The organism is Bacillus sp. J33 (assembly GCF_000518885.1).
Taxonomy (GTDB): domain Bacteria; phylum Bacillota; class Bacilli; order Bacillales; family Cytobacillaceae; genus Cytobacillus.
The window spans coordinates 16,814-29,570 of the sequence record NZ_JAEL01000072.1; the positions used below are offsets into that span (position 1 = coordinate 16,814).

The 12,757-nt window shown below is 41.5% G+C and carries 19 protein-coding genes; 13 read left to right on the forward strand and 6 right to left on the reverse strand.

The window, feature by feature from the left end; genetic code table 11:
* Window positions 1-179: 179 nt before the first annotated feature.
* The 4 genes from L634_RS0119100 (at window position 180) to L634_RS32860 (ending at window position 2,833) form a co-directional block, all read left to right on the forward strand.
* Window positions 180-1,091: an ABC transporter ATP-binding protein gene (locus L634_RS0119100; RefSeq protein WP_026583823.1), complete on the forward strand. Its 912-nt coding sequence runs from the start codon at window positions 180-182 to the stop codon at window positions 1,089-1,091.
* Window positions 1,088-1,798, forward strand: coding sequence for an ABC transporter permease (locus L634_RS0119105; RefSeq protein WP_026583824.1), 711 nt, complete (start codon window positions 1,088-1,090; stop codon window positions 1,796-1,798). The genes L634_RS0119100 and L634_RS0119105 overlap by 4 nt, the downstream gene beginning before the upstream one ends.
* Window positions 1,799-2,530 (forward strand): ABC transporter permease, encoded by a 732-nt coding sequence (locus L634_RS0119110; protein WP_026583825.1) that lies wholly within the window; start codon window positions 1,799-1,801, stop codon window positions 2,528-2,530. It begins immediately after the preceding gene.
* A 147-nt stretch (window positions 2,531-2,677) separates the two neighbouring features.
* On the forward strand, window positions 2,678-2,833 hold the full coding sequence (locus tag L634_RS32860) for a DUF1540 domain-containing protein (protein ID WP_084028946.1): 156 nt from the start codon (window positions 2,678-2,680) through the stop codon (window positions 2,831-2,833).
* A 92-nt stretch (window positions 2,834-2,925) separates the two neighbouring features.
* Here L634_RS32860 and L634_RS0119120 read toward each other — a convergent pair whose 3' ends face one another.
* On the reverse strand, window positions 2,926-3,183 hold the full coding sequence (locus tag L634_RS0119120) for a hypothetical protein (RefSeq protein WP_026583826.1): 258 nt from the start codon (window positions 3,181-3,183) through the stop codon (window positions 2,926-2,928).
* Between the two features lie 378 nt (window positions 3,184-3,561).
* Here L634_RS0119120 and L634_RS33490 point away from each other — a divergent pair, with 378 nt between their 5' ends.
* Window positions 3,562-3,708, forward strand: coding sequence for a hypothetical protein (locus L634_RS33490; protein ID WP_157452423.1), 147 nt, complete (start codon window positions 3,562-3,564; stop codon window positions 3,706-3,708).
* Window positions 3,709-3,750: 42 nt separating this feature from the next.
* Here the strand turns inward: L634_RS33490 and L634_RS0119130 are convergent, their stop codons facing one another.
* From L634_RS0119130 to L634_RS0119140, 3 genes are read right to left on the reverse strand one after another with little or no spacing between them, the layout of a single operon-like run.
* A complete protein-coding gene (locus tag L634_RS0119130; RefSeq protein WP_442852710.1) occupies window positions 3,751-4,050 on the reverse strand; it encodes a putative quinol monooxygenase in 300 nt (99 codons plus the stop codon).
* A gap of 21 nt (window positions 4,051-4,071) precedes the next feature.
* Entirely contained in the window at window positions 4,072-4,707 is a 636-nt protein-coding gene (locus L634_RS0119135) for a nitroreductase family protein (protein WP_026583828.1), read from the reverse strand.
* Between the two features lie 33 nt (window positions 4,708-4,740).
* Complete coding sequence (locus L634_RS0119140) at window positions 4,741-5,169, reverse strand: MarR family winged helix-turn-helix transcriptional regulator (protein ID WP_026583829.1); 429 nt, start codon at window positions 5,167-5,169, stop codon at window positions 4,741-4,743.
* 260 nt (window positions 5,170-5,429) lie between these two features.
* On the opposite strand from L634_RS0119140, the gene L634_RS0119145 reads away from it, so the two are divergent.
* From L634_RS0119145 to L634_RS33495, 4 genes are read left to right on the forward strand one after another with little or no spacing between them, the layout of a single operon-like run.
* Window positions 5,430-5,897, forward strand: a complete 468-nt coding sequence (locus tag L634_RS0119145; protein ID WP_026583830.1) for a flavodoxin — start codon at window positions 5,430-5,432, stop codon at window positions 5,895-5,897.
* Window positions 5,890-6,777 (forward strand): hypothetical protein, encoded by an 888-nt coding sequence (locus tag L634_RS33935; protein ID WP_198029796.1) that lies wholly within the window; start codon window positions 5,890-5,892, stop codon window positions 6,775-6,777. The genes L634_RS0119145 and L634_RS33935 overlap by 8 nt, the downstream gene beginning before the upstream one ends.
* 15 nt (window positions 6,778-6,792) lie before the next feature.
* Window positions 6,793-7,251 (forward strand): flavodoxin, encoded by a 459-nt coding sequence (locus tag L634_RS0119155; protein ID WP_026583831.1) that lies wholly within the window; start codon window positions 6,793-6,795, stop codon window positions 7,249-7,251.
* 42 nt (window positions 7,252-7,293) lie between these two features.
* A complete protein-coding gene (locus L634_RS33495; RefSeq protein WP_157452424.1) occupies window positions 7,294-7,425 on the forward strand; it encodes an FbpB family small basic protein in 132 nt (43 codons plus the stop codon).
* 135 nt (window positions 7,426-7,560) lie between these two features.
* Here the strand turns inward: L634_RS33495 and L634_RS33940 are convergent, their stop codons facing one another.
* A complete protein-coding gene (locus tag L634_RS33940) occupies window positions 7,561-7,683 on the reverse strand; it encodes a TetR-like C-terminal domain-containing protein (protein ID WP_198029797.1) in 123 nt (40 codons plus the stop codon).
* A 1,149-nt stretch (window positions 7,684-8,832) separates the two neighbouring features.
* On the opposite strand from L634_RS33940, the gene L634_RS0119175 reads away from it, so the two are divergent.
* From L634_RS0119175 to L634_RS34400, 4 genes are read left to right on the forward strand one after another with little or no spacing between them, the layout of a single operon-like run.
* Window positions 8,833-9,747 carry a DoxX-like family protein gene (locus L634_RS0119175; RefSeq protein ID WP_026583832.1) on the forward strand — a complete coding sequence of 305 codons (915 nt, stop codon included), beginning with the start codon at window positions 8,833-8,835 and terminating at the stop codon, window positions 9,745-9,747.
* Window positions 9,747-10,358, forward strand: coding sequence for a DUF4166 domain-containing protein (locus L634_RS0119180; protein WP_026583833.1), 612 nt, complete (start codon window positions 9,747-9,749; stop codon window positions 10,356-10,358). Before L634_RS0119175 ends, L634_RS0119180 begins: the two co-directional genes overlap by 1 nt.
* A complete protein-coding gene (locus tag L634_RS0119185; RefSeq protein ID WP_026583834.1) occupies window positions 10,327-11,889 on the forward strand; it encodes a YndJ family protein in 1,563 nt (520 codons plus the stop codon). The genes L634_RS0119180 and L634_RS0119185 overlap by 32 nt, the downstream gene beginning before the upstream one ends.
* A gap of 5 nt (window positions 11,890-11,894) precedes the next feature.
* Window positions 11,895-12,077: a hypothetical protein gene (locus tag L634_RS34400; protein ID WP_026583835.1), complete on the forward strand. Its 183-nt coding sequence runs from the start codon at window positions 11,895-11,897 to the stop codon at window positions 12,075-12,077.
* Between the two features lie 274 nt (window positions 12,078-12,351).
* On the opposite strand, the gene L634_RS0119195 is transcribed toward L634_RS34400, so the two are convergent.
* On the reverse strand, window positions 12,352-12,735 hold the full coding sequence (locus L634_RS0119195) for a RidA family protein (RefSeq protein ID WP_026583836.1): 384 nt from the start codon (window positions 12,733-12,735) through the stop codon (window positions 12,352-12,354).
* Between the last annotated feature and the right edge of the window lie 22 nt (window positions 12,736-12,757).

Consider the following 12,757-nt stretch of genomic DNA (forward strand, 5'->3'; position numbering starts at 1 on the left):
CGTAATCGTATTAAGTTCCTTTGATTGTTTGAACCATTAAATTCCTCCAGTTTATCCTGTATAAGTGGTCATATTGTTTGAAGCGGAGTTCTTCAGATGGTCTTTTTTAAACAGATTTTAAACTTCTCTCTTACCTTATTTTAACCTTCATTTCTTAAGATGAGATTGAGGTGAGGGAAATGGAATATATCGTAAGGACGGAAAATTTATCAAAGCATTTTGGCAGTGAAAAGGCCGTTTCGGGTTTAGATTTGAAAATTCCAAAAGGGGAGATCTACGGATTCTTAGGGCCAAATGGGGCAGGAAAGACGACAACGATCCGAATGCTTCTGGGACTGATGAAGCCAACTTCGGGCAGGATCGAAATTTTTCAGAAAGACTTAAAGAAAGAAAGACTAAATATACTAGCGCGAGTGGGGTCACTTGTTGAAACGCCATCCTACTATCCGCATTTAACTGCAAATGAAAACCTGGAAGCGATGAGGAAAATAGTAGGTGTGCCCAAAAAGAGAATTTCTGAAGTGCTGGAGATTGTCCGGCTTTCAGATGCCGCCGGAAAAAAGGTGAAGGGGTTCTCTCTTGGAATGAAGCAGCGGCTCGGAATTGCTGCATCTTTATTAAACAATCCAGAGCTGCTCATTCTTGATGAACCAACCAATGGGCTGGATCCCTCAGGCATTATCGAGATTCGCAATTTAATCAAGAGCCTTCCTTCAGAACATGGCATGACAGTTTTACTATCGAGCCATCTATTATCCGAAATTGATCAGATGGCAACGACAGTAGGTATAGTGACAAAAGGAAAGATGATATTCCAGGATTCGATTGACGCCATGCGCATGTATGCCAAGCAATCCGTCTTATTAAAAGTCAGCGAGAGCGAAAAGGCATGGCGCTCCCTGCTGGCGAGAGGGATTAAGGCTGGCTTGAATAATGGAGTCATTTCCTTGCAGCAGCAATCAGATGAAAAAGTGGCTGAGGCTGTGCGAGGACTTGTTCAAGACGGGTTCTCCATTTTTCGGGTGGAAGAGGAAAAGCGCTCCCTGGAAGATATCTTTCTTCAGATGACGAGGGAGGACCAGGCAGTATGATCGGAAAACTGTTGGCAGCCGATTTTATGAAAATCAGAAGAAAAGGAATTTGGTTTTTAACCGTTCTTGGGCCAATTGGCGTAGTTGCCATGCAGATGGTCAATTATGGGGTGCGCAAGGACTATTTATATCAGCAAAGTGACGATCGCTGGGGCTATTATCTAGGCAATATCCATTCGTTTACACCATTGGCGATTGTGCTGGGCATCGTCATTTTAACCTCTTTTATGGCCAGCATTGAAAATGAAACGAATGCATGGAAGCAGCTGATTGCACTGCCTGTTTCGAAGATGGGGGTGTATGTATCGAAGTTCACCGTGCTGTCGTTATTATTGCTGGTTTCTTCGATACTCCTGATGCTGTTTACGCTGGCTTTTGGGTTGTTTTTGGATTTGGGGGCTGACATTCCTTTTACGGAACTGCTGAAGTACAGCTTTTATCCTTTTTTTGCGGCTTTGCCCATATTGGCCTTGCAGCTGTGGATTGCAGCAGTCAGTGTGAATCAGGGAGTGCCTATTACAGCAGGAGTTTTAGGGGTTATTTTAACGTATGCCGGTTATGTTCTGCCGGATTGGATGATTTGGAAATGGCCGCTCCTGATGAATGATTGGGATGAGCCGCTGATCAACGTCATGCTTGGCATAGGAGCTGGAGTGCTTATATATGCAGCCGGCATGATTGATTTTACGAGAAGGGATGTGAAATAGATGTTTTCGATTCTGAAGTCGGAATGGTTTAAACTGCGGAAATCCAGGATTATGAGCATTCTTCTTGCAGGGCCGCTTGTCGGCCTGGCTGCTGGAATAGGGGCAGATACATCGGAAACTGCCGGAATGGTTAATGAATGGTACACGATCTTAATTTATATGAATTTTCCCTATGCAGTTCTCTTTTTGCCCTTAATTACAGGGGTTCTGGCAAGCCTTGTTTGCCGATATGAGCATCAGGCCGGGGGATGGAAGCAGCTGCTCGCATTGCCTGTCACAAGGGGAAAAGTGTTTGCCGCGAAATATGTGCTGATATTGCTGCTGGTCATGCTGATTCAGCTTTTCTACCTGGCTGCTGTCTATGGCGCTGGAATGTATAAAGGAGCAGCAGACCCTTTTCCATTGGAAATCATCTGGAAAAGCATTTTAGGAGGCTGGGTTGCGACATTTCCTTTGGTTGCACTGCAGCTGTGGATGTCAGTCTGGTTTAAAAGCTTTGCTGCTCCGTTTGCGGTCAATGTTATTTTTACCCTGCCGTCCATATTGGCGATGAATTCGGAGCGGGTAGGCCCATACTATCCGTGGGCGCAGCCATTTGCGATGATGTATCCTGAGACGGCCACGGAAGATATTTTCTTTATTCCGTGGGAACAGCTTTTGACTGTTATTGGAGGATTCTTTGTGCTGTTTTATTTGGGAGGGTATTTGTATTTCCAGAGGAAGGCTGTTTAGTTTTGGAGATACTCCGTTAAGATTTCCCTTATATGGAGTACGTCCATTTGTCTAAATAGAGAGAAGCGGGCTTATTCACAGTAACAGATGAATATAGGTATATCACCTCTAGTTTTGCTTAAAATAACAGAACAGGAGGTGATATACATGGCGAAAGATGTTCTATGCGAAGTAAATAACTGCACATATTGGGAAAATGGAAATAAATGTGGTGCAGAGGCTATTTACGTTGTCAGCCATACAGGAAAAAAGGCGTCCAATAGCAAAGAAACAGATTGCAAAACATTTGAACCTGAAGTTTAAGCTGTGAAGGTAACCGGTTTTGGTTACCTTCTATGAATATTATTGATAATCATTATCAGTTTTATCCATGCTTTTTCCAATTTCTCAATAATTTAACGGGTTTTGCGAAGAGGGGTTAGTTTTTTCATGTTTTTAAATATTTTATAATGTGCGGTACCCACTTTTTCTTCAACATAGTCCAGGGAATAGTCTCCTGAAGGATCTGATAGTTCCCCAATGGCTCTTGATAGGTGGTCAATCACTGTTCTGTACGATTCATTTCTCTTCTGTTCTTCCATTGAATTCATCTCTACCATAATGTCATGAGCAAGGTTTTGAATTCTCTGTAAACGAATTTGCTTCGATTGCATCTTTAAGCATCCTCCCCTTTTTTCAGAATCAATATATTATATATGGCCTTTCTTTTAAAAACATAACTAAAATTCCTTTTGCATTCCTGCTGGATTATCAGGAAATTATTGTGGAATGAACAGGTTTCTTTAAACAATTTTGTTTAATGGGGGAGTTGTTTATGTCAAGCAGTCCTTTAGTTTTTATGATAAGGTTCTTTTCTCAAAAATTGACTTAGTTAGCCGCCCGAAAAGCAACTAAAGTTACGAAAACAGCCTATGAAAATGACTGGGAAGAAACATGTATTGTTATTGAGTACGGTTTTACGCATCCCTTGAATAAAAAGTGTTCCTAAACAAATACTTTAACCAAAATACTAAAAGGAAAAGGTGATGGAAATGGATAATAAGCAGTATGGCTTTGCGAATCTATCCGATGGAGACCTTCAGCAGGTGCATAATCTTGAGAAACAGTTAAGTAAGGAAAAGGGAGAAGAAGTTATTCTGATTGCCTACAATGACCAGAAAGTTAATCAGGGAAAATAAATAATGCCTGTCACCCAAAATAGCGGGGGACAGGCATTATCCTTATTTTTCTGCAGATTCAGCATGATACAGTTTCACCTGCGGAGGTGCTGAAAAATATCGAGGAGCTTTTTCCGTAAAACCAGTGAAGTGTTCAGTTTGATTGTGAAACTTCACAGCGTCCATGTCTTTCCAAAGTTCCATCATGGTGTAGGAGCCTGCTTTTTCGGTATGTTTTAACAGATCATAGGAAATATTGCCTTCTTCAGTTCTGGAAGCCTCGATTAATGGCCGGATTTCGTTTAGAAAATCTTGTTCTTTATCATGTTGCACTTGAAAATCAGCATGAATAATAATCATCATCCATTTCTCCTGTTCTCTATTTTATTTCCATTCTGCAATTGTCTCTACTGGCAAGCGGACGGATTTGTAGCCTTCGTTCGCAGCCTTGCCAATGGAGATCAGCATAACTGGATAGTAGCGTTCCTTGTCCAGATCAAAGGCTTCGGCAATGCGGTCTTTTTCGTAGCCGCCGATTGGATTGGTATCATAGCCATGGGCGCGGGCTGCAAGCATCAGCTGCATGGAAACCAGTCCTGCATCGATCAGGTTCATTTCTTTCTTTTGTTCGTATGACAGGCCCTCCATTAGGCCTTTAATCATTGGAACCTGCTGATCTCTTACCTCAGCTGGCATATAGCCTTTTTCCACTGCGGTATTATAAATGGCTTCCAAGTATTCTTCGCTCTTCATATCGACAAAAACAGCAATGACTGCCGCAGAAGTTTCAACCTGTCTTTGATTAAATTTCGCAAGAGGAGCCAATGTTTCTTTTCCTTCTTTCGAATCAATCACAAGGAAGCGCCATGGCTGCATGTTAAGAGACGATGGAGCTAAAGCCGCTTCTTCAAGGATTTCAGCCATTTCTTCTTTGCTGATTTTCACTGTTGGGTCGTAAACCCGGATGGAACGCCGACCTGTTACGATTTCTTTAAAGTCGTTTATTGCTGTTTGGTTCATGAAGAACTCTCCTTTTCTATTCGTGGTGTAAAGTTACATTTTTTCTATATTGCTTTGAATGCGTGTCAGCATATCTAAAAGCATCGAGCGCTCAGCTTCTGAAAAGCCATTTAAGATGGTTAAGATAAAACGCTGCTTTTCCTCACAGTAAGCTGCAATTTTCAATTTGCCTTCATCAGTCAGACGGACATAGGTAAAGCGGTTGTCATTAGGGTTTTTCCTGCGTATGACCATCCCTTGTTCTTCTAGCTGCTTCAGGTGCCTCGTGACAGCCGCGTGGTCAATGTTTATCTTTTTTTGAAGTTCACGCTGTGTGATTTCCTCCGCTTCAAATAGCTCACGCAGAATCTCAAGCCTTGGCTGGCTGATTCCTGTGGAGCGCTCAAACTTTGGCATTGTCTGTTTATTAAGCTCAAACAGGCGCTGAGCAATTAATTCTTCTTCCTTCGAGCAATTGAACAAAGCATCCTCCGCCTTCCAGGTAATTGATAGGTCAATTGTTGATGCATCAATTAATATACGCTTATTGATTTCTGAAGTCAAACAGATTAGCTTAAGAGGGATTTTCAAGTTCTGAATTCAAAGGCTCCAACTACGGCCAAATGATCTATCTAGGAAAATGGTAACATAATTAAAAATAACCATTGACATTGATAATCATTATCAATTATTATCAGTTTAAGCGATAACTGAAAATTATTATCAATTAGGAGTCGGTGAAAATGAAAGCTTTTATCGGATATTTAAGTATGTCTGGCAATACGGAAGATATGGCCAATATCCTGAAAAATGTTCTTGTATCTAAAGGGTGTGAAGTGGATATGGAAAGTCTGGATCTGGCAGATGTTCAAAGTATCCTCGGGTATGATTGTATTTTCATTGGCGCTTATACATGGGGGGATGGTGATCTTCCTTATGAAGCTGAGGAGTTTTTTGATGAACTGAATGAATACGAGTTAACGGGAGTGTATGCTGCATGCTTCGGGTCGGGGGATCATGCTTATCCTAAATTTTGTGCTGCAGTCGATACGTTTGCAGAAAAATTGAAGGAAAGAGGAGCCGGTGTTTATCATCAAAGGTTAAAAATAGAACTCAACCCTGAATCAGATGACCAAATTAGGGAATGCCAGCAATTTGCCGAATCCGCCTATGAGTGGGTAATGAAGGATAGGGAAATTGAACATGTTTGAAAAGGGTGCTACAGCAGTTCTATCTACCCCAGAGCTTCCTTTCATGGTAGCCGTAAAGCAGGCGGGCATTTATTCGTTTGATGATGGCGATTGGTTTCTGCAATATGGCTTATCGCAAAATATTTACAAGCTTGTCCAATTAGGCCATTTTATTTTTGGAATCGGAGACTATGGTACCATTATCCGCTACGATTGCAAGCAGAAGAAATGGAATCAGACATCATTTCCAACCTCCCAGCGATTATGGGATATTACAGGGAACCGTAATGGGTTCATTGTAACTCATGGAGGCAGTAATCTTTATGTTTCCAATAATTTTGGCTCAACTTGGTCTGTCATTAGACCATTTAAAAAATTGGGGCAAAAGCCGCTTATCCGTTCACTGCTTTATAACCATGAAAGTATTTATATGGGAACGCAAATTAATTCTGAATATGGAGGATTGTGGGAATATCATTTTGAACATAGAGAGATTCAGCTGGTAAAAAAAGAAGCGTATTCCATGATTTCCTCCATTCATAAAGATGATGATGGATTTCTCTTTATTGCTAAAGGAAATGCCCGGTCAGGTGAGGGAACGATTGAAATGCTGAACCCATTTACAAATAGATGGGCCGCATGCCAGCAGCCTAAATCGGAAAAAGCTTTCCTGGATATTTTTAAGGCGAATAAAAAACTATTTGCCACTACTAGTCAAGATGAATACGGTTTTTCAAGAATTTACGAAGTGGAGAAGGAGAGTTTGTCCCTGCTTCCGATTGAAACCGTCGCTGGACATGGATTTAGGGGTGCAGGCTTTGAAGACCAGCTTTTTATCTGCTCCCAAGTAGAAAGTAAATGGATTACCAAATGGCATGAGGCATCAAAACTAGTTCATTGATTGGAGTGAAGAGCTATGAAAATTGGCGTATTTTATGCAAGTATGTCGGGGAATACAGAAGCCATTGCGGATATTATCACAGCGGAGCTAAAAGATCAAAATCATGATGTAATTTTAGAGGATTTTATGAGCGTTCAAAGTGCTTCTGAATTATTAAACTATGATTTAACCTTTATTGGCATGTATACATGGGGGGATGGGGACTATCCTGACGAATGTCTCGATATGATTGAAGAAATCGAACAGCTGGACCTCGAAAATCATCCCTTTGCCATCTTTGGATCTGGGGATACTTCATATCCTGAGTTTTGCGGAGCCCTGGATCAGCTTCAGAGGCTTATTGAGGAACAAGGAGGAACAAATGTCGGGGAACCGTTAAAAATAGAATTTAATCCGGAACCGGAGGATGAAGCAGATATAAAAAAATTTGTAACAGAAGCTCTGAAGTTTCAAGACCTGCAAAAAAGCAGCTAATGAAAGAGTCAGTATAGACCTGCTTTGAAAGGAGTGGTCCATATGAAAAAGAAATTACTGGGTGAGTTAGTGGAAGAAAACATGGAGAATATATTGAAGGATAAAGATCAATTAGAAGAAATCTATAGAAAGATAGATGAACATATTTTAATGGAGACGGAGAAACAAAGTTAAATGAATAGGGAAGTGAAATCATGTGCGTTCTGTAATGATAGGAACGCACATTTTTTGAGTGTAAACGAATGTGTACTTGAACCTTCAAACATTTACTCTCTCCGGATCCAGCAGCATAAACGGGGCCGAAAAAGGTCATTTTGCAAAAAATGAGTGCCACTTTTCAGGCGGCTGCTTCATGTCATCTGCCAGCCACTGCTGCATGTCACCTGGATGGGCTGAGGTTACATACGCCATTAAGTAATCGACGGGCACCAAGATGTCTTTTTCCCTTGAAATCATATAATTGAAGTGAATAGTGCCCGTCACAGCTGGGAAGCGGAGCCGAAGGGAACTAATCGGAATGATAGTGCCCGTCACAGCTGGGAAGCGGAGCCGAAGGGAACTAACCGGAATGAATAGTGCCCGTCACAGCTGGGAAGCAGNGCCGAAGGGAACTAATCGGAATAAATAGTGCCCGTCACAGCTGGGAAGCGNAGTCGAAGGGAACTAATCGGAATGAATAGTGCCCGTNACAGCTGGGAAGCGGAGCCGAAGGGAACTAATCGGAATGAATAGTGCCCGTCACAGCTGGGAAGAGGAGCCGAAGGGAACAAATCGGAATGAATAGTGCCCGTTACAGCTGGGAAGCGGAGCCGAAGGGAACTAATTGGAATGAATAGTGCCCGTCACAGCTGGGAATCGGAGCCGAAGGGAACTAATCGGAATGAATAGTGCCCGTCACAGCTGGGAAGAGGAGCCAAAGGGAACTAATCGGAATGAATAGCGCCCGTCACAGCTGGGAAGAGGAGCCGAAGGGAACTAAGCATTTTCTTGAGGAAGTGTTCCCTACATTATCTCCATCACTTGAAACGAAGGATCTCCTTGTGGTCCTAAGCTAACCTTCCTAAAACGGCCATTTCCTTTATGAATTCAAATAGCCTCCAAGACATAATGGGTATGTCAGCTGAAATGGGAGCTTTTTTTAGAATCATACTTTATATCAAAAAAAATCATCCTCTAAGGGATGAAAGCGTTAAGATGATTTAATACATTAGAGAGCGAATCTTATTTGGATTTTTTGGCATTAGACTTTTCAGTTTGAAGATTTCCTATTTTTTGACGCTCCGCATCCTTCTTAAACGCTTCTATTGCTTTGTAGTAGAGAAAAGTCATCGTTTTCACCCTCTAAATCTATCTAGTTATATATCCTTAAATTTTGTAATGAAAGTTAAAGTTTTTTAAAAATCTGCAAAACTATATTTCACTATTGTTAGGGCTTCATCCAGAATGGGCATATCACATGCCTCTTTTTTATGGACAGTTTTGATTCAAAGAGGGTTTAATAGCAAAATAGCAGCTGCCATTACATAAATTCAAACAATATTTATTGAAATATATGTTACTTTATTAATAGAGGAGGCATTTATGAGAAAAAAACCGATCTATGTGGAAATACCCATTCAGGCTGATATAGACGATATATGGCGAATGACTCAAAACCCAGAACTCCATGAACAATGGGATTTGCGCTTTTCCTCCATTACATATTTACCGAAAAAATCTGAAGATGCTCCACAATCCTTTTTATATGAAACGAAAATAGGCTGTGGCGTAAAAGTCGCTGGCTGGGGTAAAAGCATCGGTATCCATAACAAGAAGGATGGCTCCAAAACATCCTCTCTTCACTTTGGGACGGATCAAGTAATTTCGCCAATCAGTGAAGGGAAAGGGTATTGGCGATATATACCGGGAGATAACGGGAGTATATTCCTGACCCAATATGACTATGATGTACGTTTTGGCATATTTGGACAGCTTTTGGACTTCTTTTTTCGGCCGGTCATGGGGTGGGCGACTGCTTTAAGCTTTGATGTGCTGAAACGCTGGATTGAAAAAGGGGAATCGCCGCGAATGCAGTATGTGCGATTCTTTAGCAGTGCTATAGTAACAATGCTCTTTTTCTTTGTCTGGCTTTATCAGGGGCTGGTTCCGAAGATTATCGCCAAACATCCGGAGGAAATAACCATGCTGTCCAGTTTAACTTCCTTCGAGGGGAGTGATGCGGAAAAGCTTGCTGGAATAATAGGCATATTTGAGATTTTATTTGCAGTGATCTGGCTTCTGTATCGCAAGAAAAGACATTTGCTTGCACTGCAAATGATTGTTTTTCCAGTATTAACGATCATTACCTTAATCGCCAGTCCTTCGATTGCATCGCACCCGTTTAATCCTGTTACATTTAATGCTTGTCTTTGGGTCCTTTCCATCATTGGCTTCTTGATGGCAGCTGATTTGCCATCGGCAGCAAGCTGCAAGCGTACGAGAAAGGGTGATTCATAGTGACAATCTACCAAGAACTCTTAGGAGAAGATTTTCAACGACTTCATCCTAAACTGCAGGCGCGATATACCCTTCTAAAGGATAAACCGTTTCATGGGGCAGGAACGATGTCAAAGATTGAAACAGGATCTGTCTGGCTCAAACCCTTACTATCATTGGCAGCACGCTGGCAATTTCTTTTTCCGGATAACGGGAAGGATGTGCCGTTTACGATTAAAAATACTTGTAGAACATTGCCGACTGGCGAAGAAGAAATTTATTGGGAGCGTACTTTTTATTTTGAGGAGGTTACTCGGCGCTTTAATGCGTTTATGTCGATTGACCGTAATCGAAGAGTTGTGAAGGATTATTTAGGAGAGCCGAGCTTATTTTATTCTGATTTGAAGTTTGCGGTAACACCTGATGGGCGCATGATTATTCGCTCCGGTCCACAGCGTGTGGTAATCGGTAATCTGGAGATTCCCATTCCACGGTTATTTGAAGGAGTTGTGACCGTTGAGGAAGGGTATGATGATGCCCGGGAAGTATTTACCATTCAGGTCAATATACAAAACCGAATCGCAGGAAGGCTGATGGCTTATGAAGGCGAATTTAAAGCAAACACTTTTTAGTCCAATCACCCTTGCAGGTATCATTTTCTTCCTTGCAAGCAGCCTTTTGACAGCTGAACCCTATTTGTTAATGCTGACAGCTGCACAGTTAATTTTCGTGCCGATCATGCTTCAGCTGCTGGTTGAAACAAAACGGAAGCATATGATTTTTTATTGGATTGCTATGTTTTCCATCTTTTTATTGCAAATCGTTCCATCAAGTTCAGGACAAATTGTGCTCGCTTTGATGTATGCGATCTTCACCATGTTCGCAGCGTATTGCGGATTAAAGCGGTTTTTTCAGCGCGGCTTTACAAACTGGGCAGAAATTTCAATTGATATCGGGATGATGTACTTAACTATAGGGGGACTATGGTTCTTAGCTTATATCGCAGGAATTGATACAGGCTTTAGTCCGTTAATTACGTGGTTAACAGCTGTTCATTTTCATTACTCAGCCTTTTTATTGCCAATTTCTCTTGGGTTTTTTGGACGAATGCATGTTTCATCCTGGTATCGCTTGATTGTACCGATTATTCTGGCGGGCCCCATGCTAGTCGCCATTGGCATCACATTTTGGCCGCTGCTGGAATTTATTTCAGTACTGTTGTACATATTTGCCATTTACTGCTTAATCGTCCTTGCTTTCCGGGCGCGTTTCCTTTCACGCTTACAGGCTATATTGATAAGGCTCTCATACAGTGCACTAGGCGTTACCATCTTATTTTCATTGCTCTATGCGGCAAATAATGCGTTTGGACATTGGTATGTAAGTATTAATTTTATGCTGATATTTCATGGCTTCGTTAACTGTGTGATTTTTGGAATGCTGGGCGTTCTCGGCTGGGTGCTTGCACCACCTGAAATGAATCAGGCTGTCTGGAATTTTCCCGTAAGCCAAATACGGGGAAAGCTAATAGGAGAAGGCAAGCCGCATTCAGGACTAGTGGATGACCTCAGTGATCTCGTAGAAACGGAATCCTTACCCAAAACCATCGTTCATTTTTATGAGCAAACAGATCAGTATCGGTTATTGGCTTCTGTAAAATGGTCAACATGGTTTAAACCGTTCGCATGGTTCTATAAATTGATAAGTAATCAACTGCAGCAATTGAACTTGCCCATTTCAAAGAAGCGTACTGAAATGACATATAAGATACGTACTGTCGATCCAATTCTTGATGGCAGGATAAATCCTCGGGCATGGATTCGCCAGGTAAAGGAAAATACGGTATTTACAGCAATTTATTCTCAGCATGAAACGGATGGGAGGGCATATATGAATATAGCGCTTCCTCTGCCCTATTCGTCAATGATTGGTATTTTGCAGCTTGAAGCAATCGAAGGCTCTCTTATTCTCTCGAGCAGGGGAGAAGGAGATGCGGGCATCTATTTGGCAGCTGGCAAAACGCTTTTCAAGCTGCCTTTATCCGAGCACTTCCTGGTTAAAGAGACAAGTCCGGGATCACTCACAGCACAACACAAAATGCGGATCTTTGGCCTTCCTTTCTTGCAGATTGATTACAGCATTGTTCAAATTTTAAGAGTGTAAAATAGATGAACATTGGTATTGGTTTAATAGCAATGGTTTTCGCTATAATTTTTCTTGTTGTAGGTGTAATTTCACATAGAAATGATGACAAAACACTAGGTATTGGATTGTTAATAGCAGGGGTATTAGCTTTGTCATTTAGTCTATTGTTACTTTCGGGTATATATGACCCTTATGCTCTTTTATGACTTATTACGATTTAGGTCCTGATAATTATAAAAGTTGCGACGTTTATAATTTTGCAAAGAGTGATTATTACACATCGGGAAATTCGTTAAAATTGGGATGTAGCTTTTCAATAAACACAAAAGCCCCGAATAGGTCCACTTTTTCTAAAAGTGTCTACTATTCGGGGTTCAGTTCAATCAAGTTGATGCCCCTTATCATTTTCTTAGCTTACTTCAATAATCACCTAATGAAATGAGCTTGACATGATTACTTTGATTTTAAAATGTAGTTTACTTAGTTTGTGTGTGCGACGGCGCTGATTTCAATCAGTTGCTCTGGGAATGCCAAGTAAGTCACGCCGATGAGGCTGCCGGCCGGTCGATGTTGTCCTAGGTATTCCTTGAACAGCTGGATGACTGGTTCGGAATGTTCTTGCGCATTTGTTAAATAGATCTCTATATAAGCGAGGTTGGACTTCGTGACACCAAATCCCTCCAGTACTCGATCGAGATTTTCAAGCGTCTGTCGGGNCTGTGCTTCGATATTGCCCTCGCCAATGAACGCACCCTCCATATCGTGGGAAAATTGCCCTGAAATGTAGATAGTGCCGTTGACGCTGTAACCTTGGGTAATACCGTGATCCCAAAGACCGTGATCGTAGGTTTTAACATTTTTCATTTTTTTCTCTCCTTTACTTCAA